Source organism: Micromonospora haikouensis, from assembly GCF_900091595.1.
GTDB classification, from domain to species: Bacteria; Actinomycetota; Actinomycetes; order Mycobacteriales; family Micromonosporaceae; genus Micromonospora; species Micromonospora haikouensis.
In genome coordinates this window covers 354,419-379,546 of sequence record NZ_FMCW01000002.1, presented here as the reverse complement: position 1 = coordinate 379,546, position 25,128 = coordinate 354,419, and the positions used below count along the sequence as shown (strand labels likewise).

Annotated in this window: 23 protein-coding genes and 1 pseudogene; 14 read left to right on the top strand and 10 right to left on the bottom strand. The window is 73.8% G+C overall.

Annotated elements, in window-relative coordinates; translation table 11 throughout:
- Positions 1-300, top strand: a 300-nt coding sequence (locus GA0070558_RS03460) for a transposase (protein WP_176734075.1), incomplete at its 5' end; no start/stop codon positions are given.
- A gap of 208 nt (positions 301-508) precedes the next feature.
- On the opposite strand, the gene GA0070558_RS03450 is transcribed toward GA0070558_RS03460, so the two are convergent.
- On the bottom strand, positions 509-979 hold the full coding sequence (locus tag GA0070558_RS03450) for a helix-turn-helix domain-containing protein (protein ID WP_091275520.1): 471 nt from the start codon (positions 977-979) through the stop codon (positions 509-511).
- A gap of 169 nt (positions 980-1,148) precedes the next feature.
- The gene (locus tag GA0070558_RS03445) at positions 1,149-1,376 is read right to left on the bottom strand and encodes a winged helix-turn-helix domain-containing protein (RefSeq protein WP_091275516.1); all 228 of its coding nucleotides are present in this window, start codon (positions 1,374-1,376) and stop codon (positions 1,149-1,151) included.
- Between the two features lie 282 nt (positions 1,377-1,658).
- Here GA0070558_RS03445 and GA0070558_RS35155 point away from each other — a divergent pair, with 282 nt between their 5' ends.
- The 3 genes from GA0070558_RS35155 to GA0070558_RS03430 are packed head-to-tail and all read left to right on the top strand — an operon-like array spanning position 1,659 to position 2,875.
- Complete coding sequence (locus GA0070558_RS35155; RefSeq protein ID WP_439709558.1) at positions 1,659-2,168, top strand: hypothetical protein; 510 nt, start codon at positions 1,659-1,661, stop codon at positions 2,166-2,168.
- 22 nt (positions 2,169-2,190) lie between these two features.
- Positions 2,191-2,460: a type II toxin-antitoxin system Phd/YefM family antitoxin gene (locus tag GA0070558_RS03435; protein ID WP_091275513.1), complete on the top strand. Its 270-nt coding sequence runs from the start codon at positions 2,191-2,193 to the stop codon at positions 2,458-2,460.
- Entirely contained in the window at positions 2,450-2,875 is a 426-nt protein-coding gene (locus GA0070558_RS03430) for a type II toxin-antitoxin system VapC family toxin (protein WP_091275510.1), read from the top strand. Before GA0070558_RS03435 ends, GA0070558_RS03430 begins: the two co-directional genes overlap by 11 nt.
- A 22-nt stretch (positions 2,876-2,897) precedes the next feature.
- Here the strand turns inward: GA0070558_RS03430 and GA0070558_RS03425 are convergent, their stop codons facing one another.
- Both GA0070558_RS03425 and GA0070558_RS03420 read right to left on the bottom strand, forming a co-directional pair.
- Positions 2,898-3,419 carry a DinB family protein gene (locus GA0070558_RS03425; protein ID WP_091275506.1) on the bottom strand — a complete coding sequence of 174 codons (522 nt, stop codon included), beginning with the start codon at positions 3,417-3,419 and terminating at the stop codon, positions 2,898-2,900.
- A 62-nt stretch (positions 3,420-3,481) separates the two neighbouring features.
- Positions 3,482-3,841 carry a MerR family transcriptional regulator gene (locus tag GA0070558_RS03420; RefSeq protein ID WP_091275503.1) on the bottom strand — a complete coding sequence of 120 codons (360 nt, stop codon included), beginning with the start codon at positions 3,839-3,841 and terminating at the stop codon, positions 3,482-3,484.
- Between the two features lie 53 nt (positions 3,842-3,894).
- Here GA0070558_RS03420 and GA0070558_RS03415 point away from each other — a divergent pair, with 53 nt between their 5' ends.
- A complete protein-coding gene (locus GA0070558_RS03415) occupies positions 3,895-4,908 on the top strand; it encodes an aldo/keto reductase (protein WP_091275498.1) in 1,014 nt (337 codons plus the stop codon).
- Between the two features lie 85 nt (positions 4,909-4,993).
- Positions 4,994-5,893 (top strand): TIGR01777 family oxidoreductase, encoded by a 900-nt coding sequence (locus tag GA0070558_RS03410; RefSeq protein WP_077938959.1) that lies wholly within the window; start codon positions 4,994-4,996, stop codon positions 5,891-5,893.
- On the opposite strand, the gene GA0070558_RS03405 is transcribed toward GA0070558_RS03410, so the two are convergent.
- Positions 5,894-7,135 carry an extracellular catalytic domain type 1 short-chain-length polyhydroxyalkanoate depolymerase gene (locus tag GA0070558_RS03405; protein WP_091275495.1) on the bottom strand — a complete coding sequence of 414 codons (1,242 nt, stop codon included), beginning with the start codon at positions 7,133-7,135 and terminating at the stop codon, positions 5,894-5,896.
- Between the two features lie 164 nt (positions 7,136-7,299).
- Between GA0070558_RS03405 and GA0070558_RS03400 the strand changes: the two genes are divergently transcribed.
- Genes GA0070558_RS03400 through GA0070558_RS03390 form a run of 3 tightly spaced genes read left to right on the top strand, consistent with a single transcriptional unit; the run spans position 7,300 to position 10,211 of the window.
- Complete coding sequence (locus tag GA0070558_RS03400) at positions 7,300-9,120, top strand: DUF6311 domain-containing protein (protein WP_091275491.1); 1,821 nt, start codon at positions 7,300-7,302, stop codon at positions 9,118-9,120.
- A 29-nt stretch (positions 9,121-9,149) separates the two neighbouring features.
- Positions 9,150-9,791: a lipoyl(octanoyl) transferase LipB gene (lipB, locus tag GA0070558_RS03395; RefSeq protein WP_043969281.1), complete on the top strand. Its 642-nt coding sequence runs from the start codon at positions 9,150-9,152 to the stop codon at positions 9,789-9,791.
- 27 nt (positions 9,792-9,818) lie between these two features.
- Positions 9,819-10,211, top strand: a complete 393-nt coding sequence (locus GA0070558_RS03390; protein WP_077938956.1) for a VOC family protein — start codon at positions 9,819-9,821, stop codon at positions 10,209-10,211.
- A gap of 356 nt (positions 10,212-10,567) precedes the next feature.
- Here GA0070558_RS03390 and GA0070558_RS03385 read toward each other — a convergent pair.
- Positions 10,568-11,288, bottom strand: a pseudogene (locus tag GA0070558_RS03385) (amino acid--tRNA ligase-related protein); the annotation flags it as partial.
- 38 nt (positions 11,289-11,326) lie between these two features.
- On the opposite strand from GA0070558_RS03385, the gene lipA reads away from it, so the two are divergent.
- From lipA to GA0070558_RS03370, 3 genes are all read left to right on the top strand, one after another.
- The gene (gene lipA, locus GA0070558_RS03380) at positions 11,327-12,394 is read left to right on the top strand and encodes a lipoyl synthase (RefSeq protein ID WP_176734074.1); all 1,068 of its coding nucleotides are present in this window, start codon (positions 11,327-11,329) and stop codon (positions 12,392-12,394) included.
- 96 nt (positions 12,395-12,490) lie between these two features.
- On the top strand, positions 12,491-13,984 hold the full coding sequence (locus tag GA0070558_RS03375; RefSeq protein ID WP_091275488.1) for an NAD(P)/FAD-dependent oxidoreductase: 1,494 nt from the start codon (positions 12,491-12,493) through the stop codon (positions 13,982-13,984).
- A 51-nt stretch (positions 13,985-14,035) separates the two neighbouring features.
- A complete protein-coding gene (locus GA0070558_RS03370; protein ID WP_091275485.1) occupies positions 14,036-14,725 on the top strand; it encodes a DUF4191 domain-containing protein in 690 nt (229 codons plus the stop codon).
- A gap of 4 nt (positions 14,726-14,729) precedes the next feature.
- Here the strand turns inward: GA0070558_RS03370 and GA0070558_RS03365 are convergent, their stop codons facing one another.
- The gene (locus tag GA0070558_RS03365; protein WP_091275654.1) at positions 14,730-15,122 is read right to left on the bottom strand and encodes an RDD family protein; all 393 of its coding nucleotides are present in this window, start codon (positions 15,120-15,122) and stop codon (positions 14,730-14,732) included.
- Between the two features lie 258 nt (positions 15,123-15,380).
- On the opposite strand from GA0070558_RS03365, the gene glnA reads away from it, so the two are divergent.
- Positions 15,381-16,805 carry a type I glutamate--ammonia ligase gene (gene glnA / locus GA0070558_RS03360; protein ID WP_043967093.1) on the top strand — a complete coding sequence of 475 codons (1,425 nt, stop codon included), beginning with the start codon at positions 15,381-15,383 and terminating at the stop codon, positions 16,803-16,805.
- A gap of 385 nt (positions 16,806-17,190) precedes the next feature.
- On the opposite strand, the gene mptB (GA0070558_RS03355) is transcribed toward glnA, so the two are convergent.
- Together mptB (GA0070558_RS03355) and mptB (GA0070558_RS03350) are read right to left on the bottom strand one after the other, a co-directional pair.
- Positions 17,191-18,810, bottom strand: a complete 1,620-nt coding sequence (gene mptB / locus GA0070558_RS03355; RefSeq protein ID WP_256091735.1) for a polyprenol phosphomannose-dependent alpha 1,6 mannosyltransferase MptB — start codon at positions 18,808-18,810, stop codon at positions 17,191-17,193.
- A gap of 14 nt (positions 18,811-18,824) precedes the next feature.
- Positions 18,825-20,249 carry a polyprenol phosphomannose-dependent alpha 1,6 mannosyltransferase MptB gene (gene mptB, locus GA0070558_RS03350; protein ID WP_176734073.1) on the bottom strand — a complete coding sequence of 475 codons (1,425 nt, stop codon included), beginning with the start codon at positions 20,247-20,249 and terminating at the stop codon, positions 18,825-18,827.
- Positions 20,250-20,293: 44 nt separating this feature from the next.
- Here mptB (GA0070558_RS03350) and GA0070558_RS03345 point away from each other — a divergent pair, with 44 nt between their 5' ends.
- Positions 20,294-21,880, top strand: coding sequence for a hypothetical protein (locus GA0070558_RS03345; protein ID WP_091275480.1), 1,587 nt, complete (start codon positions 20,294-20,296; stop codon positions 21,878-21,880).
- Between the two features lie 71 nt (positions 21,881-21,951).
- Here GA0070558_RS03345 and GA0070558_RS03340 read toward each other — a convergent pair whose 3' ends face one another.
- On the bottom strand, positions 21,952-25,125 hold the full coding sequence (locus GA0070558_RS03340; RefSeq protein WP_091275650.1) for a bifunctional [glutamine synthetase] adenylyltransferase/[glutamine synthetase]-adenylyl-L-tyrosine phosphorylase: 3,174 nt from the start codon (positions 25,123-25,125) through the stop codon (positions 21,952-21,954).
- Positions 25,126-25,128: the final 3 nt, after the last annotated feature.

Genomic DNA, 25,128 nt, shown 5'->3' with positions numbered 1-25,128 from the left:
GAACTCCTCGCCTTCTACGACTTCCCCGCCGAGCACTGGGTGCACCTGCGCACCACCAACCCGATCGAGTCGACCTTCGCCACCGTCCGGCACCGCACCAAGGTCACCAAAGGGCCCGGCTCGAAGGCAGCCGGCCTGGCCATGGCGTTCAAGCTGATCGAAGCCGCTCAGCAGCGGTGGCGGGCGGTCAACGCACCACACCTGGTCGCCCTCATCCGCGCCGGCGCCCGCTTCGAACGCGGCAAACTCGTCGAACGCCCCACCGCCGATCCGGTCACGACCGACACCGCAGCCGCCTGATCAAGATTCCTCATCCACAAGTCTTGACTATTGCTCTCCTCCGGGATTCCCCGCCCGACGAGATTACGCCCAAGCTCGGTCAGGATTCCCTCGGACCAGAGCGGCCGGTATGCGGCCACCTCGGCGAGCCGCAGCAGCGTGTCGCACAGATGCGCCGGGTAGAGCACACAGGTGTCGAGGAGTGCCGAGAACGCCACTCAGGCCGCCCTCATCTCGTGGCTCGCGGAGTGGACGTGAGGTCGTACAGCCCGTCCTCCTCGGCTTCGACCGTCATCCGGTCGAGCGTCCGCCGCCGTTCCTGACGAGTGCGCTCCTGGTAGTCGAGGATGTCCCGCAACATGACTCGACGGTGGCGTCCTCGCATGGTGTGGGGTATCTCGCCATCGGAGAGCAGCCGGACCAGGGTCGGCCGGGAGATGTTGAGCAGGTCCGCCGCCTCCTGCGTCGTCAGCATGGTGTTGTGCGGTGCGATAGAGATTGCCAGCCCCTCGGACAAAGCTGTCACGACGTCCCGCAGCACGCCGTACAACTCGTCCGGAATCTCGATCTCGGAGCCGTCCGGGCCCACCAGCCGGGCCCGTGCGCGATTGCCCGCGCTCCGCAGCTCCTGCACGAATCGAGCCAGGTTGGCGGGGTCTTCGGGGGGTAGGACCGTGCGTTCGCGGAGGGCGCTGCTCATGCTCCGAGCGTATCGCTAATCGAAAAATCCGCAACGACATCAGGAGGCCCCGACGAGATCGTCGCGGCAAGGGCAGGCACGCCGAGATCTTGGACAGTTGACGCGCTTGGCGAACAGCAACTGTCCAACGTCCGGGGCTGGAGCGCGCGAGCGCCCGGTGAGACGCGCGTCAGCCCCCTGGCCGCTCCGCGACGAACACACCCACGCCGTGTACGCCTTCCACCCAGCCCTGCGTCTGCAGGACGAGGATCGCATGGCGAACGACGCCGGCAGAAACGCCGTGTTCCTCTCTGAGCTGAGCCGTCGACGGCAGCTTGTCACCGGGTGCGAGTTGTCCGGACGCGATCTGATCACGGAGCTGGTCCGCAATGTGCGCCCATTTTGCTTTGGCGGGCATGTTGACTCCCTGGTCTGCACCGCCATTCGATCACGACCAGGCTTTACATGACAAGCAAGGTCTAGGCCACCATTGACTTTACTAGTCTTGTCTGACAAAGTTCTCCCCGGCTGGCTCCCTGGTCTGCAACCCGGAGCCGGTTGTCCTGCGCAGGACGCACCCGGTCGGCCATTCCCCCGGCCGACCGGGTGCCACCACCCCCACCGAACCCCGACACGAAGGGCCGGCGAGCGTGCACGTGACGACCGCGAAGGAGACGTTCCGCGTACCCGAAGGATCGCGGTGAGGTGGTCGGGCCGGCGGCGCGACGCGGCGCCCATCCCCCTCGGCCCACGCCACCGGCGGACCTGGCGGGGCTGGCGACTCTGGTGCTCGTGCGGCCTACGCTGGGCGGCGTGCCCGGACCGGCACGCCCCACCGCCCACCGAGCCGCCCGCCCCGCCCGCCAGGACTCCCGGTCCGGCGCGCAACAGCCGCTGGCCGGGCCCGCTGTCCGGTGCGACCGCACGGGCCCGGCGCAACGACGGCGCTCACGCGACGACCGCCCGGCACCTACCGCTGCGCCCGCTCTGGCTGTGCCGGGCCTGCGCCGCGCCCTGGCCGTGCGCGCCGGCCCGGTTGACGCTGCTGCGGGAGTACGCCGACGACCGGGTGGCGCTGCTGATCCACCTGGCGGGGCTGCTGCACGAGGCGACGACCCAGCTCTACACGCTCAACCCGCACGACGCCCCGGAGCCGGCGCGACTCTTCGCCCGCTTCCTCGGCTGGGCCCGGTCGCGTAGCACTTCGTAGCACACGACGGTAGGCTGCCAGCGTGAGCGAGCATGCCCATCGAGAGATCAGCCAGCGCGAGCTGCGCAACGACTCGGGTGCGATCATGCGTGGGGTGGAGCGTGGGGAGTCCTTCACCATCACCCGCAACGGCACGCCGATCGGCCGCCTGATCCCGATCAGGCGGCGCACGTTCGTGCCCCGGGCCGAGGTGATGGCGGCCTTCGCCGCCGCGCCAGTGCTGGACGAGTCGCGGTTCCGCAGCGACCTCGACGCGACGATCGACCAGGACCTCCCCGAACGTGAGTGGTGACCTTCCCAGCCGTGGCCTGATCGACACGAACATCGTCATCCACCTCGCCGCGCTCGACTCGGATCAGCTTCCCGACGAGATGGTCATCAGCGCGGTCACCCTCGCTGAATTGTCCGCCGGACCGCACCACACCGACGACCCGCGTGAGCGGGCCCGCCGGATGAGCGTTCTCCAGCACGTCGAGGCGACGTTCGACCCGCTGCCGTTCGACGGCGAGGCCGCCCGGGCCTTCGGCCTGGTCGCCGCAGCCGTCCTCGCCACCGGTCGCGGCACCCGCCGCCGCACAGCGGATCTGATGATTGCTTCGATCGCCCACGTGCACGGCCTGCCGCTCTACACCACGAACCCGTCCGACTTCGCGGGGCTGACGGACCTGGTGACGGTCGCAGCGGTGCGGCGGCCCGACCTCAGCTAGCGTCAGTGCTGGTGTCGCTGAGTCACCGCGCGGCGCGCAGCAGCCGGAGCTGCCCGATCTCGGCGACGTTCTTCATCAGCTCGGCGTTGACCCACCCGAGCAGGTGGGCGACGGTGTGCCCGGCGTCGGCCGGCCACGGGTACGCGGCCGGCCGGTCGAGGTCGGCGTCGGCGAGCCGGTCGAGGTGCCCGAGCCACTGCCGCCGCAGGTCGCGCAGCCACTCGATCGTCGCCGCGCCGGCCCCCGGCCAGGCGACCTCGGTGTGCTGGGGCACGGGCCGACCCTGGAGGTGCTCCCCCGCCGCCGACCACCACCACCCGATGTGCCAGGTCAGCCACGCGATCGTGGGCACCGGCACCGGGTCGGGCTCCGTCTGCGCCCAGTCCGGGACCCACGTGCCGGCCGGGCCGGGCCGTACGGTCCAGCAGTGCGCGGCCGGTTCCCACAGGAAGTCGGCCGGCTCCAGCCGTTCCAGATGGTATTCACAGAGGGCCCAGGTCAGGTCGAACTGCCACCGGACCAGGTCACCACGGGATGCCGACACCCGGGCATCCTGCCACCGACCCCCGGGGCGGTCGACCGGATAACGCGGCGTTCCGCGCTCGCTCAGCCCAGCGTGTCGTAGAAGTCGATCTTCTCGCGCAGGTGGTCGTACTGGCGCTGGAGCAGGCGCATCTGCTCCTCCACCCGCTCCGCGTGCCGCACCAGCAGCGCCCGGCGCTGCCCGGTCGTGTGGTCGCCGGCGCGGGCCAGCTCGGCGTACCGGCACATCTCGGCGATCGGCATGCCCGTGTCGCGCAGGCAGCGGAACAGCGTCAGCCAGCCCAGGTCCTCGTCGGTGAACACCCGACGCCCGGCCGAGGTGCGGCCGACGCCGCTGAGCAGGCCGATCCTCTCGTAGTAACGCAGGGTGTCGAGGCTGAACCCGCTGCGGCGGGCGGCTTCCGAGGGGGCGTATCCGGTCACCGACGCACAGTAGCGCTTGACCTGGAGCGCGCTCCAGGTAGAAAACTGGGCGCATGACGACGACACGGACACTGGGTCGCAGCGGGATCGGAGTCAGCGCCATCGGCATGGGGTGCTGGGCGATCGGCGGGCCGCTCTGGGGCGACGACGGGCAGCCGTACGGGTGGGGCGAGGTCGACGACGACGAGTCGATCCGCACCGTGCACCGGGCCCTCGACCTGGGGGTGACGCTGTTCGACACGGCCAGCAACTACGGCGCCGGGCACAGCGAGCGGGTCCTCGGCCGGGCCCTCGCGGGCCGCCGGGACGAGGTGGTGATCGCCACCAAGTTCGGCAACCGCTCCGAGGAGGCGACCCGGCTGGCCACCGGCACGGACGCCTCCCCCGCCTACGCGGTGGAAAGCCTGGAGGGATCGCTGCGCCGGCTCGGCACCGACCACGTCGACCTCTACCAACTGCACCTCAACGACCTGCCGGTGCCCGCCGCGCTCGACCTGGTCGACACCCTGGAGGGCCTCGTCGCCCAGGGCAAGATCCGGGCGTACGGGTGGAGCACCGACAACCCGGCCTCGGCGCGGGCGTTCGCCGAGGCGGGCGCGCACTGCTCGGCGATCCAGCACGACCAGTCGGTGCTGAAGGACAACGCGGCGATGTTCGCCGTCTGCGCCGAGCTGGACCAGGCCAGCCTCAACCGGGGGCCGCTCGCGATGGGCCTGCTCACCGGCCGCTACCAGGGCAGTACGGCGGCGCTGGGCGGCGACGACGTGCGCGGGAAGGCCCCGGAGTGGCTGGCGTGGTTCACCGACGGCCGGCCGACGCCGCAGTGGGCGGCCCGGGTCGCCGAGGTGCGCCAGGCGCTGACGGCCGACGGCCGCACCCTCGCGCAGGGTGCGCTGGGGTGGCTGCTGGCCCGCAGCGACCGGACGCTGCCGATCCCCGGCTGCCGCACGGTGGCCCAGGCGGAGGAGAACTTCGCCACGCTCGCCCTCGGCCCGCTGCCGGCGGACGCGTTCGCGGAGGTGGAGCGCCTCCTGGCCGACCTGCGCCCGGCCGGCGTCGGGAGCTGACCGGCCGGGCAGCCTCGTGCGGTGAGCGGGCTCCTTCATCCCGCTCACCGCATCCAACCGCCCTCCCGTGACCGAAGATGGGGGCATGCGGATCCTCCTGGCCGGCGCGTCCGGCTTCCTGGGCACCCGGCTGGCCGACCACCTCACCGCGGACGGCCACCGGGTGACCCGCCTGGTCCGGCGGCCGGCGCGCACCGGCGACGAGCGGCAGTGGAACCCGACCGCCGCGCAGCTCGACCCGGCGGTGGTCGCCGACGCCGACGCCGTGGTCAACCTGGCCGGCGCGGGCGTCGGCGACAAGCGGTGGAACGACGCGTACAAGAGGCTGATCAGGTCCAGCCGGGTCGACTCGACCACCACGCTGGCCATCACGATCGCGGGCCTGCCGGCCGCCGACCGGCCGACGGTGCTGCTGAACTCTTCGGCCGTCGGCTGGTACGGCAACACGGGTGACCGGGTGGTCGAGGAGGACGCCCCGGCGGGCGAGGGCTTCCTCGCCGACGTGTGCCGGGTCTGGGAGGCGGCCACCCGTCCCGCCGAGGACGCCGGGGTGCGGGTCGTCCGGCTGCGCACCGGGCTGCCGCTGCACCGCGACGGCGGGCTGCTCAAGCCGCAGTTGCTGCCGTTCAGGCTGGGCATCGCCGGGAGGCTGGGCAGCGGACGGCAGTGGCTGCCGTGGATCTCGATGGCCGACTGGCTGCGCGCGGCGCGGTTCCTGCTGGACCGCGACGACGTGGCCGGGGCGGTCAACGTCGTCGGCCCCGCCCCGGTCACGAACGCCGAGTTCACCCGGGAGCTGGCCCGCCAGCTGCACCGCCCGGCGGTCGTGCCGATCCCGGCGCTGGCCCTGAAGGTGGCCCTGGGCGGCTTCGCCCAGGAGGCGCTCACCAGCGCCCGGGTGCTGCCCGCCGTGCTGACCCGGGCCGGCTTCGCATACCACCACCCGGACCTGCCGAGCGCCCTGCACGCCGCTCTCAACGACTGATCAGCAGCCGAGCACCCAGTAGCCGGGGGCGGTCTGCTTCAGCGTGGACGTGTAGAAGACGTTGTAGAGGCCCATCCGCTGGTTGCTGCCGAGGGCGTACGCGTAGCCACCGGACTGGTAGGCGCGCCCGGCGGCGACGTGGGCGTAGTTGCTGGCGGTGACGCACGTGGGCGACGCGGTCGGGGTGGGCGAGGCGGTCGGCGATGCCGTCGGGGTGGGGGTGGGCGACGCGGTGGCCGTCGGGGTCGGGCTGGGCGACGCGCCGCCGCCGTCGAGCCCGAAGAAGAGCGCGTCACGGTACGTCGAGCAGATCGTGTCGAGGAAGTACGCCGCCGCGCTGCCGCACTGGTCGGCGCCGGAGCCGGGGTCGACGGGGGTGCCGTGGCCCATCCCGGCGACCCGGTAGAGGCGGACGGCGTCGTCGCCGTACACCTCGAGGCTGGTGCCGGCGGGCAGCGACGCCGTGCCGGTGGGGGTCTGCGCGACGCCGAGGACGTTGGTCCACTGGTCGCGCGACTCGACGGCGTTGGCCGGCACGACGGTGCTGTCGGCGGTGCCGTGCCAGATGGCCACCCGGGGCCGGCGGCCGGCGTACCCGGGGTACGCGGCCCGGACGAGGTCGCCCCACGCGGTGGGGGTCTTGTCGACCCCGCTGTACTGGCAGACGCTGGTGGACGCGGGCGGGGAGCAGCGGTAGGGCACCCCGGCGATGACCGAGCCGGCGGCGAACAGCTCGGGGTACGCGGCGAGCATGACCGAGACCATCGCCCCGCCCGCCGACAGCCCGCTGATGGCGATGCGGCTGCCGTCGAGGCCGTACGTGGTCTTCGCGTACCCGACCATCTGCGCGATCGACGCCGCCTCGCCCTGACCCCGGGCGATGTCGCCCTCGGTGAACCAGTTGAAGCAGGTCAGCGCCTGGTTGGCGGTGGACTGCTGAGGCACGATCAGGGCGAACTTCCACTGGTCGGCGTACTTCTGCCAGCCGGAGTTGGCGACGTAGCCGGCGGCGTTCTGGGTGCAGCCGTGCAGCAGGACGACGGCGGGCGCGTTGGCCGGGAGGCCGTCGGGCCGGTAGGCGTACATGGTGAGGTTTCCGGGGTTGGCGCCGAAGCCGGTGACCTGGGTGAGGGTGGCGGCCCGGGCGGGCGCGGCGACGACGGCGACCAGGGCCGCCGCGGCGAGCGCGGCCCCGGTGACCGCCCCGGCGAGCCGGGTGAGCGAAGTGGTGGAGCGGCGCACGACGACCTCCTGTCGCGGATTGTGAACTGAGTCACTTCCGAGTTGCCGCGACGTTACGTCCGTGTTTCCTCCCACCGACATGGTCGCCGGTCACACATTCGCAGCCGTCGACGTGTGCCCGTGTCGCCCCGGCGTGCCCGGGTCCGGTTGGTAACGTCCGCTGCGTGCCGCCCTCCCCGCCCCCCGCCGCCGGACCGGCGACCGGCACCGCCGCCGGCTCCCGCAACCGGCGCGCCGACACGCTCTTCGCGCTGCTCGCGCTGGCCCTCGCCGGCTGGGTCACCAGCGGGCTGTGGCTCGGCCCCGACCAGCGGGTGATCACCGTCAACTCCAGCGACCAGGCGCTGTTCGAGTGGCTGCTCGCCTTCGGCGGGCACGCCCTGACCCACGGCGAGAACCCGCTCTTCACCACCCTGCTCAACGTCCCCGACGGGGTGAACCTCGCGGTCAACACCTCGATCACCGTGTACGCGGCCGTGTTCGCGCCGCTGACGTACCTGATCGGGCCGCCCGCGACGTTCCTGGTGATCCTGACCCTCAACCTCGCCGCCACCGCGCTGGCCTGGTACGTGCTGCTGTCCCGGCAGCTCGTGCGCAGCCGGCTCGCGGCGGGCGTCGGCGCGCTGTTCGTGGCGTACTCCCCCGGCATGGTGTCGCACGCCAACGCCCACCTGAACTGGACCGCCGGGTGGCTGGTGCCGCTGCTGCTGTGGCGGGTGTTCGCCCTGCGCGAGCCGGGGCGCTGGCTGCGCAACGGGGTCGTGCTCGGCGTCGTCGTGGCGGTCGCCTTCTCCATCGCCGCCGAGGGGCTGTTCTTCACCGCCCTCGCGCTCGGCGTGTTCCTGCCGATCTGGGCGCTGCACCCCGACCGGCGGGCGCGGGCCCGCGCGGCGCTGCCCGCCTTCGCGCGCGGGCTGGGCGTGACCGCGCTGACCGCCGGGGTGCTGCTGGCGTACCCGCTGTGGCTGCACTTCGCCGGCCCGCAGCGCTTCCACGGCACCGGCTTCGACCCGGTCATCCACGCCGAGGACATCGCCGCGTACGCGGCGTACCCGCGCCGGTCCCTCGCCGGCGAGGCGGGGCTGGGCACCTCGCTCGCGCCCAACCCGACCGAGGAGAACTCGTTCTTCGGGGTGCCGCTGCTGCTGCTCGCCGTCGTCTGCCTCGGTTGGCTGTGGCGGCGGGACCGGGCCCTGCGGGCGACCCTCGCCGCCCTCGGCGGCACCGCCGTCGTGTTCACCGTGCTGTCCTGGGGGCCCCGGGCCAAGTGGGCCGGCCGGCACACGGACACCCCGCTGCCGTTCCTGCTGCTGGACGACCTGCCGGTGGTCAACGCCGCCCTGCCGGCCCGGCTGGCCCTGATCGTGGCCCCGGTGATCGGGGTGCTGCTGGCGTACACCGTCGACCGGCTGCGGGCCGACCCGCCGCGCCCCCGGGCCGCGCGGGCCGCCTGGGGGCTCGGCCTCGCGGCGGCGCTGCTGCCGCTGCTGCCCACGCCGCTGCTGACCAGGGTCCGCGAGCCGGTGCCGACGTTCATCACCGCCGGCACCTGGAAGGAGTACGTCTCCCCGGGCGGCACCCTCACCCCGCTGCCGCTGACGCTCGACGTGACCCCGGACGGGCAGCGCTGGCAGGCGTACGCGCTCGCCCACCGGCAGGGTGAGTTCCGCCTCCCGGCGGGGTTCTTCCTCGGCCCCGGCGGCCCGGACGGCCGGGGCCGGATCGGGCCGCCGCCGCGCACCTTCGACACGCTGATGGACCAGGCCGGCCGCACCGGGCTCGTCCCGATCATCACCGAGGGCAGCATCCGGTTGTCCCTGGCCGACCTGCGGTACTGGGGGGTCGAGGTGGTGGTCCTCGCCGACCGGGTGGAAGGCGCGAAGTACGACCTCGACGAGGACGCCCTGCGGCGCACCGCCACCGCCCTGCTCGGCCCGCCGCAGCGCGTCGACGACGTGTGGCTGTGGCGGGTGCCACCGGCCTGACCGGCGGGTACGGGACTAGGCTGGTGGGCGTGACCGCGACGATTCCGGGGCTGACCGCCGTCCGTGCAGGGGTGCTCGACTACCAGGCCGCGTGGGACGAGCAGCGACGGCTGCACGAGTCGGTGGTGGCCGGCGAGCGCGGCGACACGGTGCTGCTGCTGGAGCACCCGAGCGTCTACACGGCCGGCAAGCGCACCGAGCCGTGGGACCGGCCGCTGGACGGCACCCCCGTCGTCGACGTGGACCGCGGCGGCAAGATCACCTGGCACGGCCCGGGGCAGCTGGTCGGCTACCCGATCGTGAAGCTGCCCGACCCGGTGGACGTCGTCGCGTACGTGCGCCGCACCGAGCAGCTGCTGATCGACGTCTGCGCCGAGTTCGGCCTCGCCGCCGACCGCGTCCAGGGGCGCAGCGGCGTCTGGGTGCCCGAGGACGACCGGGGCCCGGCCCGCAAGGTCGCCGCCATCGGCATCCGGGTCGCCCGTGGGGTCACCCAGCACGGCTTCTCGATCAACTGCGACTGCGACCTGGCGTACTTCGACCGGATCGTGCCCTGCGGCATCCGCGACGCCGGGGTCACCTCGCTCACCGCGGAGCTGGGCCGCCCGATCACCGTGGCCGACGTGCTGCCGGTGGTGGAGCGCCGCCTGCCCACGCTGGTCACGCTCTAGGCCCTGGTCACGCTCTAGGCTCGGCGGGTGCAGATCGACCTCGTCACCCTCGTCGTCGCCGAGTACGACCCGGCCATCGCCTTCTTCACCGAGGTCCTCGGCTTCGAGCTGGTCGAGGACTCCCCGGCGCAGACCACCGACGGCCGCCCGAAGCGGTGGGTGGTGGTCCGCCCGCCGGGCGCGCAGACCGGCCTGCTGCTGGCCCGCGCCGACGGCGAACGACAGGAGGCGGCGGTCGGCGCCCAGACGGCCGGGCGGGTCGGCTTCTTCCTGCGGGTCGACGACTTCGACGCCGCCTATCGCCGTCTCGCCGACGCGGGCGTGGAGTTCCTCCGGCCGCCGCGCGCCGAGCCGTACGGCCGGGTGGCCGTCTTCCGCGACATCGCCGGCAACCCCTGGGACCTGCTCGGCCCCGCCTGACCCGCCTGACCCGCCTGACGCGACGCGGATCGGGGCACTCGCGCGGCGGGCGCCGGGGCGCAACGCTATGCACTCAACGTGACCGACCTCCTCCCACCCACACCCCGTTCCTTCCCCTTTGCTCTGCACCCACCCACGCAGCGGTAACGGAGGGTGGCTGTTGCGTATGCGGGTGCAGAGCAAAGGGCCGGGAACGGGTCGTGTGGGGTCGGCAAGGTAGGCCAGGTCAGCGACCTCCGCCTGGGGCGCGACCGGGATGACCGCGCCCCAGGAGCGCCAACCGGTCACCCAGGGTCACATCGACCGCGACGTCCGCGAGTCGTCACGCTGGGTTGCCGCCAGGCGGGGCGGGCGCGTCAGGGGGTGAGGCGGTGCAGGTCGCGGGGGAAGGCCGTGACCTCGCGGACGTTGGCCGCGCCGACCAGGCGGGCGACGAAGCGTTCCAGGCCGATCGCGAAGCCGCCGTGCGGCGGCATGCCGTGCCGGAACGCGTCCACGTATCCGGCGTACGGCTCGACCGGCTCGCCGCGCGCCGCGAGCGCCGCCAGGTAGTCGTCGTGCCGGTGCAGGCGCTGCCCGCCCGTGACCAGCTCAAGGCCGCGGAACAGCAGGTCGAACCCGTTCGAGTACGCCGGACGCGCCGGGTCGGGATGGGTGTAGAAGGGCCGCTTCGCCATCGTCCGGCTCGTCGGCCGGCGCGCCGGCGATCGCCAGGGCCTCGGTGAAGTGCACGGCGGGGATCCGCGCCGGCACCTGCGGCACCGTCACGCCCAGCGTGCCCAGCGCGGCACCCGCCCGGTCCGCCACGGTCGTCAGCATCCCCGCGAGGGTGTCCCGCAGGACGGCCATCACGTCGGTGTGGTCGCCGACGAAGCCCAGCTCCGCGTCGAGGGAGGTGTACTGGGCCAGGTGCCGGGCGGTGTCGTGCGGCTCGGCCCGGAACACCGGCCCGACCTCGTACACGCGCTCGAAGACGCCGACCGGGGGCGCGGCGGCGGGCGGGCCGAGCGGTCGTACCGTCGGGTGGGTCAGCTCGACCCCGGCGGGGGCCGCCGGGTTCGCGACCACCGTCGCGGTTCGGCGGTGGCGGTGGGCGGCGTCACAGGGAACGGGAGGTGACGGGCGTCGCGTCCCGTTCATCGACGGCTGCCGTCGGGCGTAGGCTCGGTTTTGTGACGATCGAGCACGCCGCGTCGACGACGCCGACGACGACCGAGCAGCCGACGACCAGCCCCGCCTCGCGTACCGCGACGGTCGCCCCCGAGGGGCGGCGCCTGCTGCGCATCGAGGCGCGCAACGCCGAGACGCCGATCGAGCGCAAACCGCCGTGGATCAAGGTGAAGGCCAAGATGGGGCCGGAGTACACCCAGCTGCGCGGGCTCGTCTCGCGCGAGGGGCTGCACACCGTCTGCCAGGAGGCCGGGTGCCCCAACATCTACGAGTGCTGGGAGGACCGGGAGGCCACCTTCCTCATCGGCGGCGACCAGTGCACCCGGCGCTGTGACTTCTGCCAGATCGACACGGGCAAGCCGGCCGAGTTCGACGCCGACGAGCCGCGCCGCGTCGCCGAGTCGGTGGTGTCGATGGGCCTGCGGTACGCCACGATCACCGGCGTCGCCCGCGACGACCTGCCCGACGGCGGGGCCTGGCTGTACGCGGAGACGGTCCGCCAGATCCACGCCCTCCAGCCGGGCTGCGGGGTCGAGCTGCTGATCCCCGACTTCAACGCCGTCCCCGAGCAGCTCGCCGAGGTGTTCGGCTCCCGCCCGGAGGTGCTGGCGCACAACGTCGAGACCGTGCCGAGGATCTTCAAGCGGATCCGGCCGGCGTTCCGCTACGAGCGCTCGCTGGACGTGATCCGGCAGGCCCGCGCCGACGGCCTGGTGACCAAGAGCAACCTGATCCTCGGCATGGGCGAGGAGCGGGCCGAGGTGTCCCAGGCGCTGCGGGACCTGCACGACGCCGGCTGCGAGCTGATCACCATCACGCAGTACCTGCGCCCGTCGCCCCGGCACCACCCGGTGACCCGGTGGGTGAAGCCGGAGGAGTTCGTGGAGCTGCGCGAGGAGGCCGAGGAGATCGGCTTCGCCGGGGTGATGAGCGGGCCGCTCGTGCGCTCGTCGTACCGGGCGGGTCGGCTCTACCGGCAGGCCCTCGACGCCCGCGAGGCCGTGCGCGCCTGAGCAACGCCCCTGGGGCCTAGATCCACCTGTTCGGATGATGTCCCAACAAACGGGGCGACTATTGCCATCGATACGTCGATGGTGGTGAATTTAGTCATGCCCCTGCCGCACACCCTCATCATCGGCGCCGGTCCCGCCGGCCTCACCGCCGCGTACGAGCTGACTCGACGCAACGCCCCCGTGGAGGTGGTGGAGGCCGACGACGTCGTGGGCGGGATCAGCCGCACCGTCGAGCGGGACGGGTGGCGGTTCGACATCGGCGGGCACCGGTTCTTCACCAAGGTCGGCCGGGTCGAGGAGTTCTGGCACGAGGTGCTGCCCGACGGCGACTTCCTGCTGCGTCCCCGGATGAGCCGGATCCACTACCGGGGCAAGCTGTTCGACTACCCGCTGCGGGCCGGCAACGCGCTGGGCAACCTGGGCATCGTCGAGGCGGTGCGCTGCGTCGGGTCGTACGTGTGGGCGCGGCTGCGACCACCGGCGGACCAGAGCCACTTCGAGGGCTGGGTGTCGGCCCGCTTCGGCACCCGCCTGTACCGGATGTTCTTCAAGACGTACACCGAGAAGGTCTGGGGTTTCCCGGCCACCGAGCTGCAGGCGGACTGGGCGGCCCAGCGGATCCGCAACCTGTCGCTGGCCGGCGCGGTGCGCAACGCGCTGCTGCCCCGCCGGGCCCGCGGCGCCGACATCACCAGCCTGATCGAGGAGTTCCAGTACCCGAAGCTCGGCCCGGGGATGATGTGGGAACGCTGCGCCGAGCTGGTCGCGAAGGCCGGCGGCACGGTGACGATGGGCACCTCGGTGACGCGGGTGCACCGGGCCGACGGCCGGGCGGTCGCGGTGACCGTGGCGGGCCCGGACGGCGAGCGCCGCATCGAGGCCGACCACGTGATCTCCAGCGTGCCGCTGCCGGAGCTGGTGCGGGCCGTGGACCCGCCCGCGCCGCCGCCGGTGCTGGCCGCCGCCGACGCGCTGCGGCACCGCGACTTCCTCACCGTGGCGCTGGTCGTGCCGGCCGACGCCGGCTTCCCGGACAACTGGATCTACGTGCACACCCCGGGGGTACGGGTGGGCCGGATCCAGAACTTCGGCTCCTGGTCGCCGTTCCTGGTGCGGGACGGGTTCACCTGCCTCGGGCTGGAGTACTTCGTCGACGAGGGCGACGACCTGTGGGAGTCGGCCGACGACGACCTGGTGACCCTGGGCACGGCCGAGCTGGAGGCGCTCGGGCTCGTGCGCCCAGGGGCGGTCTCGGCCGGGTACGTGGTGCGGATGCCGAAGGCGTACCCGGTCTACGACTCCGGCTACGAGCAGGCCGTGGAGACCATGCGCCACTGGCTCGCCGAGGCGCTGCCGAACGTGCACCCGGTGGGCCGCAACGGCATGCACCGCTACAACAACCAGGACCACTCGATGCTCACGGCGATGCTGACCGTGGAGAACATCCTCGACGACGCCGACCACGACGTGTGGGAGGTGAACGTGGAGGAGGAATACCACGAGCAGGCGGACGCGTCGTCGTCCTCGGCCTCGGCCGGCGGGCGGCACGGCACGGGCCGGGCCGCCCCGGTGCTGCCCCGCCGCCCGTGACTGCCGGCCGCGGATCAACGGGGCCGGCGGCGACCACCTAGACTCTGCGGCATGGCGAAGCCCCAGGAGAAGGTCTCGTTCGGCCAGCGGCTGAAGCAGATCGGGATGGTGTTCACGTTCACCGCCAAGCAGGACAGGTGGTTCGCTCCGCTTGCCGCCGGCGCGGTGCTGATCCCGCTCGCGCTGACCGTGGTCGCGGTGCTCCTCTGGGGTTGGCTCTGGCTGCCGCTGGGCATCCTGCTCGCCCTGCTCGCCCTGTTGATCGTGCTCAACCTGCGGTCGAACGCGGCGATGATGAACGCCGCCGAGGGGCAGCCCGGCGCGGCGGCGCAGATCATGGAGAGCATGCGCGGTGACTGGCGGGTGTCCCCGGCGGTCAGCGCGACCACGCAGATGGACATGGTGCATCTCGTGATCGGCCGTGCCGGCGTGATCCTGCTGGCCGAGGGGCACCCGCAGCGGGTCCGCGGTCTGCTGGGGCAGGAGAAGCGGCGGCTGGCCAAGGTGATCGGCTCCGCGCCGCTGCACGACTACGTGATCGGCCAGGGCGAGGGTGAGCTGCCGATCCGCAAGCTGCGGATGACGCTGATGCGGCTGCCGCGCGCCCTCAGCGGCAAGGACGTCAACGCCCTCGACAAGCGGCTCAAGGCGCTCACCGCCCGCCCGCAGATGCCCAAGGGCGCGATCCCGAAGAACATGCGCCCGCCGCGTGGCGCGTTCCGGCAGACCCGGGGCCGCTGACGCCCTACCCGCGCGGCGCGGCGGCGATCACCGAGCCGGTGAGGCGGTCGTGCAGGCCGCGGCGGTGCTCGTCCATGATCAGGGCTGGGACGACCAGGGCGAGCAGGAGGCCGCGCAGCAGCGCCCGGGCCAGGCCGATCCGGCCGCCGTCGGCCCAGGACAGGCAGCGGATCCGGGTGACGTACATGCCGGGGGTCTGCGCGAACAGGCCCAGGAAGAAGCCGTACTCGACGATCAGCACCGCGACGGGGGCCCAGCCGTCGCGGACCGGGTCGGCGAAGAAGTTGGACACCAGCAGGCAGAGCACCCAGTCGATCACCAGGGCGCCGAACCGGCGGCCCAGGGTGGGCGGCGCGAACGAGGGGTCGGCGGCGGGCGGCGCGGGGGGCTGCGGCATGGTCACGACCGCCAAGGGTAGTCAGGGGCCCGAACGTGGCCGGAAGCACACCCGGCGGCGAACCGGACAAAAGGCGTTAATCTGCGACACTTCGCCGCGCCGGGTATCGTCCGAACGGACATCCGACGGCGACTGACCGGCGCTTATGACGCAGCGCGAGCGACGTAACACGACAGAAACACAGCAGATACGACCGGGCAACCGCACGGCCATAGCGTCGCCAACAGCCAGCCACCCGTGGACGTGCCAGGAGGACGTGTGTTCGCCAATCCCGAGGAACTGCTGCGATACCTCAAGAACGAGGACGTGAAGTTCGTCGACGTACGTTTCTGTGACCTGCCCGGCGTGATGCAGCACTTCAACCTGCCGGTGGAGTCCTTCGACGACAGCGTCTTCAACGACGGTCTCGCCTTCGACGGATCGTCGATCCGCGGCTTCCAGGCGATCCACGAGTCGGACATGCTCCTGCTCCCGGACGTCGCGAGCGCCTTCATCGACCCCTTCCGCGCGCAGAAGACCCTCGCGCTCAACTTCTTCATCCACGACCCGTTCACCCGTGAGGCCTACTCCCGGGACCCGCGGAACGTGGCGAAGAAGGCCGAGGCGTACCTCGCCGCGAGCGGCATCGCCGACACCGCGTACTTCGGCGCCGAGGCGGAGTTCTACATCTTCGACTCGATCCGCCACGAGACCTCGGCCCACCAGTCGTTCTACTACATCGACTCGATCGAGGGCGCCTGGAACACGGGTCGCGAGGAGCCGGGCGGCAACCGCGGCTACAAGACCGCGTACAAGGGCGGGTACTTCCCGGTGCCGCCGGTCGACCACTACGCCGACCTGCGCGACGGCATGGTCCGCCGCCTGGTCGACGCCGGCTTCACCGTGGAGCGCTCGCACCACGAGGTCGGCACCGCCGGCCAGTCGGAGATCAACTACAAGTTCTCCACCCTGCTGCACTCGGCCGACCAGCTCCAGCTCTTCAAGTACCTGATCAAGAACGAGGCCTGGGTCAACGGCAAGACCGCGACGTTCATGCCGAAGCCGCTCTTCGGCGACAACGGCTCGGGCATGCACACCCACCAGAGCCTGTGGCTGAACGGCGAGCCGCTGTTCTACGACGAGACCGGCTACGCCGGCCTGTCGGACACCGCCCGCTGGTACATCGGCGGCCTGCTGCACCACGCGCCGTCGCTGCTGGCGTTCACCAACCCGACGGTCAACTCGTACCGTCGCCTGGTGCCCGGCTACGAGGCCCCGGTGAACCTGGTCTACTCGCAGCGCAACCGCTCCGCCTGCACCCGTATCCCGGTGACCGGCAGCAACGCGAAGGCCAAGCGCGTCGAGTTCCGCGTGCCGGACCCGTCGAGCAACCCGTACCTCGCCTTCTCGGCGATGATGATGGCCGGCCTCGACGGCATCAAGAGCAAGATCGAGCCGCCGGCGCCGATCGACAAGGACCTGTACGACCTGCCGCCGGAGGAGTGGGGCTCGGTCAAGCAGGTTCCGGGCTCGCTGCCCGAGGTGCTCGACGCCCTCGAGGCCGACCACGACTACCTGCTCGACGGCGGCGTCTTCACGCCGGACCTGATCTCCACCTGGGTGGAGTGGAAGCGGGCCAACGAGGTCGACCCGGTGCGCCTGCGCCCGACCCCGCACGAGTTCGCGATGTACTTCGACTGCTGAGCACTGCGGACTGCTGAGCCCTCGGGCCGGCACCTCCTTCAGCACCGGCCGGGCCGGTTCCGCCGCACGCGGAGCCGGCCCGGCCGCTTCGCGTCTGCCTGTGGGACGGGCGGGCGGGGGCACGGCAACCGATCGCCGGGGAGCTCCGGGTGGCACAGGGGCTGAGGCCGCCTAGGGAGCTGAGTCGTTTACGACATCAACCGGCCCCGGGCCCACCCGACGCCGTGATGTCCGAGCCCACCCCCGACGCCGTGATGTCCGAGCCCACCGGACGTCCTTGCTGCCGAGCCCACCCGACCGCGCGCCGGGGTGGCCCTCGCGGCGCTGATCGGGGCCAGCCACGAGGTGGGCACCGACACCGTGATGTCGCCGATGACTCAGCTCCCTAGGGGCCACACGGAGCCTTGCCATCCCCGTCCCCGCCAATCTCGCCCTCGCTGCCCACGCCGCTGTCTCCGCCACCTCCATGTCCGCCACCTCCGCCGCCACGGCCATGTCCGCCACCACGTCCGCCGCGCCGACCGCCGGTGGCACGGACCGCCGCCAGCGTCGCCGCTGCCGCCAACGCCACCAGCAACGCCGTCATCGCGATCGCGCCCGGGGCCTTCGTGGAGCGGGCCAGGTTGGTGCCGTCGGGCAGGGTGAGGACGGCGGCCACCGCGCTGGGCAGCGCGAACCACGTGGTCCGGGCGACCCGGGTGACCGAGACGGCGAGCAGCGTCAGCGGCCAGATGGCGTACCAGGGGTGGAAGACGGGCGAGAGGGCGACGGTGGCGGCCAGCGCCAGCCCCGCGCCGAGCAGGGCCACCCGGGGCCGGGCCGCCGCCGGGGCATCCGTCCCGGCGTCGAGCCGGCGCAGCGACCGCCACGCCCAGCACCACAGGGCCACCAGTGTCGCCGCGAGCAGCAGCAGGCCGGCGGCCCGGGTCACCGGCACGGCGTCGGGCCGCCGCCCGGCCCACTCCCCCACGTAGTCGACGACGAAGCCGACTGCCGTCGGCGGTGACGTCCACTGCGCGGAGTCGCCGCTGCGGGCCAGCCCCTCGACCCAGCCCAGGCCCAGCCCGGACGCCACGGAGGTCGCCAGTAGCGCGGCGAGGACGCCGCCGGCCAGCAGGGCCCCGGCGCGCAGCAGCGCCCGCCAGGTGCACCGGGCCCGTAGGGCGGCCAGCGCCGCGAACGGCAGCACCACCACGGCGGTCGCCTTGACGGCCACGGCCAGCCCGAGCAGCATTCCGGCCAGCAGGAGCACCCCGGCAGTCGGAGCCTGCCCGACCGGCGGCGGCCCGGCCGGCGGGACCAGCCCGGCCGGCCCGCTGACCAGCATGAGCAGGCCGGCCAGCAGCAGGCCGAGGGCCACCGCGTCGTTGTGCGCCCCGGCCACCAGGTGCACCCCGACCAGGGGCACGGCCAGCGCCAGCCAGGCGGCACGCCGGACCGGCACGCCCGCCGCGCGGGCCAGCCCCGGCAGGCAGTACGCGGCCAGCAGCACGCCCGCGACGGCGTACAACCGCAGGACGGCGATGGCACCGACCAGGCTGCCGCCGACGGTCACCGCGAGCGCGGCGAGCAGCACGAACACGGGCCCGTACGGCGCGGGGGTGTCCCGCCAGATCGGGGCGACCGAGTCCAGCCACGGGCAGCCGGCCGCCGCCACCCCCAACCGGTACGGGTCGCGCCCGTGCGCATACGACCAGCCCTGGCAGGCGTACGAGTAGACGTCGCGGCTGCCCAGCGGCGGCGTCGCCAGCAGCGGCAGCAGCCAGAGCCCGGCGGTCGTGTACGCCCACCGGCCCGACGGGGCGCCGTCGCGCAGCGCCCACCACGCCCCGACCATCAGCGCGGTGCCGACCAGCCAGCAGCCCAGCACCGCCGGGCCGTGCGGGCCCCGCCACACCTGGGCGGGAGTGCCGCCGGTCAGGTCGGGCAGCGCCCCGCCCAGCCAGCCGGCGACGGCGAGCAGAGCGGCACCGAGCAGTCCCGCCCAGCGGGCGACGACGGCCACGGCACACCCCTCGCTCAGTCGGCTCCCCGGATGGCGGGGTCCGGCGCGCGGTCCGCCGCGCGGTCCACCCTGGCCGACCGTACCAACCGCACGGCCGCCCAGATCAGCAGAAGCGTCATCAGCGGAGCCCCTGGCAGCTTGGTGTACCGGGCCAGCCCGGTGCCGTCCGGCAGCACCAGGAATGATCCGACCAGCGCGACCGCGGCGAACCAGAGGCCGTCGCGGGCGGTGGCGGCGAGCACCGTGAGCGGCCAGATCCAGTACCAGGGGTGCACGATCGGGGAGAGCGCGACGGTGGCCGCCAGCGCCAGGCCGGCGTGGAAGAACGGGTCGCGGGTGCGGGCCCGCCACCACAGCCACAGCAGCAGCGCGGCGAGCGCGAGCACCCCGATGGCCCGGGCCACCGGCAGGGCGTCGACGTGCAGCCCGAAGAGCAGCGCGACGTACCCGGCGGTCTGTCCCACGGCGGTCGGCGGCGAGGTCCAGGCGATCACCTCGCCCCCGCTCTCCAGCCCGCCGATCCACCCGAAGTCCAGCCCACCGGCGAAGGTCACCCCCATGACGGTGGCGACGGCCCCGGCGACCACCGGGCCACCGTCCCGCAGCAGCGCACGGAAGCGGTACGGCCCGCCGATCGCCGCCAGCGCCGCGAACGGGATCACCACCAGCCCGGTGATCTTGATGGACACGGCCAGCCCGAGCAGCACTCCCCCGGCCAGCAGCGGCACGGGGCGGCCCGGCCGGGCCGCCACCACGGCCAGGCCGGCGACCAGCAGGCCCACCATCAGCGCGTCGTTGTGCGCCCCGGCCACCAGGTGCACGCCGATGAGCGGGCTGGCCAACGCCAGCCACAGCGCCCGCCCGACGGGAACCCCGCAGCGGCGGGCCAGCACCGGCAGGCAGGCGGCGGTCAGCGCCACCCCGGCCACCGCCAGCAGCCGGAACGCGACGACCGCGCCGGTCAGCGACCCGGTCGCCTTGACCACGGCACCGGCGATCAGCACGAACAGCGGTCCGTACGGGGCCGGGGTGTCCCGCCAGATGTACGAGATGGTGTCCAGCCACGGGCAGGGCAGCGCCGACACGCCGTACTCGTACGGGCTGATGCCGTTGGCGAAGCTCGCGCCCTGGCAGGCGTACGCGTAGGCGTCCCGGCTGCCCATCGGTGGCACGAACAGCAGCGGCAGCAGCCAGAGCCCCACCGTCACCAGGGCCCACCGCGCGGACGGCACCCCGTCGCGCAGCGACCACCAGGCCCACGCCATGAGCGCGGTGCCGACCAGCCAGGACGCGATGATCAGCGGCCCGTGCGGGCCCTGCCAGATGCTGACCGGGGTGGGACGCAGGTCCCCGTCCGGGAACACGCCGCCGAGGAACGCGGACACGGCGAGCAGCAGGGAACCGGCCAACCCGGTCCAGCGCGCGAGGTGGTGAGGCACGCCCGCCATGCTGCCAGTACGGTGGTCGCGGTACGGAGGTGGGCATGCGTCGCAGTCGGGTGGTGGCGGTTGCCGCCGCGTCGGCGGCGGCCCTGGGCGTAACGTACCTGCTGCTGCCGAGGATGGGCTCGGACCTGTCCGCCCAGTTGGCCCGGGCCGACTTCTTCGCCGCGCACGGTGCCGCCCTGGTCGACCTCCGGTGGTACGGCGGCATCCACCCGCTCGGCTACAGCCTGGTCTCGCCGCCGGTGATGGCGGTCCTCGGGGTGCAGGGCACCGGCGCCCTCGCGTTGGTGGCCTCGGCGGCGGCCTTCGCGGCCCTGCTGGTGCGCACCGGCGTTCCCCGCCCCCTGCTCGGGAGTCTGGTCGGGGTGCTCACCATCGCCGGAAACCTCGTCTCCGGCCGGGTCACCTACGGCCTCGGCGTGGCGTTCGGGCTGGCCGCGCTGCTGGCCCTCACCATGCCGACGAGCGTGTCCCCTGGCCGGCGACGGCTACGTGTCGGGCTGGCCGTCGCCGCAGTGCTCGTGGCGTCGGCGACCAGCCCGGTGGCCGGCCTGTTCGTCGGGCTCGCCGGGGCCGCGCTGCTGCTCGCCCGCCGCTACGGCGACGGCCTGCTGCTGGGCGTCGGCGCAACCGTTCCCCTGGCGGTCACCGGGTTGTTGTTCGGCGAGGGCGGCTGGATGAACATCAGCCGCACCGACACGGTGCGGGCGGTGCTCGCCAGCCTGCTGGTGGCCGCGTTCGTGGCGTACCGGCCGGTCCGGGTAGGCGCCCTGCTGTCGGCGGGCGGGGTGCTGATCGCCTCCGTCGTGCACACGCCCGTCGGGCTGAACGCGACCCGGCTGGCGGTGATGTTCGCGCTGCCCCTGCTCGCGGCGGCCGCCCGCCTGCCCGATCCGGCGGCCGGGCGGGTGCCGCCGGGACTGCGCCGGGGCGGCGTGGCCGGCGTCGCCCTGGCCGTGCTGCTGGCCGCCGTCTGCTGGTGGCAGCCCCCGGTGGTGCCGGCCGACCTGCGCAGCGTCGGGGATCCGACCAGCGATCCGGCCTACTTCGCGCCGCTGCGTGCCGAACTGGCGCGGCGGGGGCTCACCGGCCGGGTCGAGGTGCCGCCGACCCGGAACTACTGGGAGGCGGCCCTCCTGGGCGACGTGCCGCTGGCGCGGGGCTGGCTGCGGCAGGCGGACGTCGACCGTAATCCCCTCTTCTTCGGCCAGGTGCCCGGCGCGCAGGGGACGGGCGTGCCGCTGACGGCGGCCACCTACCGGGACTGGCTGGCCGACAACGCCGTCCAGTACGTGGCCGTCCCGGACGCCCCGCTGTCCTGGGTCGGCCGGCCGGAGGCTCAGCTCGTCACCGACGGCCTGCCCTATCTCCGGCCGGTCTGGCAGGACGCGCACTGGCGCCTGTTCGCCTTCACCGAGGCCCAGCCTCTCGTCGGACAACCGGCCACTCTCGTCGGCCAGACGGCGTCAACCGTCACCTTCACCACCAGGTCGGACGAACAGGTGTTGATCAGGGTGAGGTACAGCCGGTGGCTGCGGACCACCGCCGGCGTCACGCTGCGGCCGGCGGACGGGTGGACGCTTGCGCATCCGCCAGGACCCGGGACCTTCACGCTGACCGGTTGACGCGGTTCGACGCGGTTAAGAGGGGGCCCCTGCTATGCAGAAAGTGATAAGAAGGGGCCCTTCCTTGCACCTCAGGCATCGAGGACGCGCTCCATGGCCGCGCGGGAGCGGCGGGCGGTGCGCAGGTATTCGTCGAGGAACTCGCCCGGGTCGTCGCGGCCGAGCAGCCGCACCACCCCGGCCAGTTCCACGCCGTGCCGGGGCAGCTGGTCGCCGGAGCGGCCCCGCACCAGCATCAGCGCGTTGCGGACCTGCGCGGCGAGGGTCCAGCCGGCGGCCATCGCGGTGGCGTCCGCCGGGTCGACCAGGTCCGCGTCGGCCGCCGCCGCGAGCGCGTCGAGGGTACGCGTGCCGCGCAGCGCCGGCAGCCGGCCGGCGTGCCGGAGCTGGAGCAGCTGCACCGCCCACTCGACGTCGGCGAGCCCGCCCCGGCCCAGCTTGGTGTGGGTGGCCGGGTCGGCGCCCCGGGGCAGCCGCTCGGTCTCCACCCGCGCCTTGATCCGGCGGATCTCGACGATCTGCTCCCGGGTGAGCCCGTCGGCGGGGTAGCGGACCGGGTCGACCATCGCCTCGAACTCGGCCCCCAGGTCGGCGTCGCCGCAGACGAACCGGGCGCGCAGCAGCGCCTGCGCCTCCCACACCTTCGACCAGCGGGCGTAGTACTGGGCGTAGGCGGCGAGGCTGCGCACGAGGGGTCCCTGCCGGCCCTCGGGGCGCAGGTCGGCGTCGACGCCGAGCGCCGGGTCGGGGGCAGGGGCAGACAGCAGCCGGCGCAGCTCCTCGGCGATGGCGTGGGCGGCGGAGCTGGCCGCGCCCTCGTCCGCCCCGGCGGGCGGGTCGTAGACGAAGAGCACGTCGGCGTCGGAGAGGTAGTTGGACTCGTACCCCCCGAGCCGGCCCATGCCGATCACCGCGAACCGCAGGCCGGGCAGGGCCGGCTGGGCGGCCCGGGCGGCGCGCAGCGCGGCGGCGAGGGTGGCGTCGGTGACGTCGGACAGGGCGGTGCCGACGGCGGTGACGTCGGCGAGGCCGAGCGCGGCCCGCCCGTCGGCGTCGGGGCGGCCACCGGCGGCGTCGGGGTTCCGGCCCGACGCCGCCCGGTCGGGGTTCCGGCCTGCGGCGGCCCGGTCGGCGTCCCGGCCGGGGGTGGGGGCCAGCGACCCGGCGCGGCTCAGCATGTCGGCGCAGGCGATGCGGACCAGTTCCCGGCGGCGCAGCGCGCGTACCGCCCGGGTCGCCTCGACGGGGTCGGCGGCGTGCCGGGCCGCCGCGGCGGCGAAGCCCTCGCAGAGGACGGCGCGCGGACGGGGGGTCAGCTCGTTCTCCTCGGCGAGCAGCCGCAGCGCCTCCGGCTCGCGGGCCAGCAGGTCGGCCGCGTACCGGGAGGAGGACAGGACGCGGGCCAGCCGGCGGGCCACCGGGCCGGAGTCGCGCAGCAGCCGCAGATACCAGGGGGTGCTGCCGAGGGAGTCGGAGACCTGCCGGTAGTTGAGCAGCCCCCGGTCGGGCTCGGGGGCGTCGGCGAACTCGCTGAGCAGCACCGGCAGCAGGGTGCGCTGGATGGCGGCGGTGCGGCTCACCCCGCCGGTGAGGGCCTGGAGGTGCCGCAGCGCCCCGGCCGGGTCGGCGAAGCCGAGGATCTCCAGCCGGTGCCGGGCCGCCTCGGGGGTGAGCCGCAGCCCGTCGGCGGGGACGCGGGCCACCGACTCCAGCAGGGGGCGGTAGAGCAGCTTGGCGTGCAGCCGGCGTACTTCGGTGGCGTGGGTGACCCACTCGGCGCGGAACTCCTCGACGGCGCTGCGGCCCGGCGTGGCCGCGTAGCCGAGGGCGGCGGCGAGCCAGCGCAGCGCGGCCGGTTCGGTCGGCACGGTGTGGGTGCGGCGCAGGCCCTGGAGCTGGAGCCGGTGCTCGACGCCGCGCAGGAAGCGGTAGCCGCGCAGCAGCGCCTCCCCGTCGGCGCGGCCCACGTAGCCGCCGGCGACGAGGGCGCGCAGGGCGGGGATCGTCCCGGGTACGCGCAGCGTCTCGTCGCCGCGGCCGTGCACCAGTTGCAGCAGCTGGACGGCGAACTCGATGTCGCGCAGCCCGCCGGGGCCGCGTTTGATCTCGCGTTCCAGCTCCTTCGGCGGGATGTTGTCGATGATCTTCCGGCGCATCGACCGGACGTCGTCGACGGCCTCGGGCCGCTCGGCGGCGGTCCACACCAGCGGGGCGAGCTGGTCGATCCACTCCTGGCACAGCGCCAGGTCACCGGCCGCCGGGCGGGCCTTGAGCAGCGCCTGGAACTCCCAGGTGCGCGCCCAGCGCCGGTAGTAGGCCAGGTGGCTGGCGAGGGTGCGCACCAGCGGGCCCCGGTTGCCCTCGGGGCGCAGCGCCGCGTCGACGGGCCAGGCGACCAGCCCGCAGACGTGGATCAGCCGGGTGGCGATCGTGGTGGCCGCCGGCAGCTCGTCGTCGTCGGCGCAGACGAAGATCACGTCGACGTCGGAGACGTAGTTGAGCTCGCCGCCGCCGCACTTGCCCATCGCGACCACGGCGAGGCGCGGCACGGCGGTGCCCTCGGGCAGCTCGCCCACCGCGATGTCGTACGCCGCCGCGAGGGTGGCGTCGGCCAGCGCGGACAGCGCGGCCATGGTCTGCTCCAGGGCCCGGCCGCCGGTCAGGTCGGCCGCCGCGATGCGCAGCAGGGCCAGCCGGTACGCCTGCCGCAGCACCGCCACCGGCTGGGTGGACGGGGTGAGGCGGGCGGCGGCGGCCAGGTCGAGCCGGCCCTCGGCGGCGGGGGCGAGCCCGTCGGGGGCGGTGGCGAGCACCGGCCACTGGTGGGGGTTGGCCACCAGGTGGTCGCCGAGGGCCGAGGACGCGCCGAGCACGGCGACCAGCCGGCGGCGCAGCCCCGGGTCGGCGTGCAGGGCGTCCAGCACGGCCGAGCCGGCGGCCCGGTCGCCAGCACCGCCCGCACCGCTGCCGTTGGTGGCGGGCGCGCCGTTGGTGGCGGGTGGGGCGGCGCCCCCGGTGGTGCGGCGCTCGGCCTCGACGAGGCGGTGCAGCTGGCGCAGGGCCAGGTCGGGGTCGGCGGCCCGGGACAGCGCGGCCAGCAGCTCGGCGGCCCGGTCGTCGACCGGCTCCTGCTCCTGCGGGTGCCACAGGTCGAGCCCGGCCGGGCCGAGCAGGTCGGCGGCGCGGGAGCCGTCGTCGGTGCCGAAGCCGTAGCGGGCGAGCCGGCCCCGCGCGGGTCTGCTCATCAT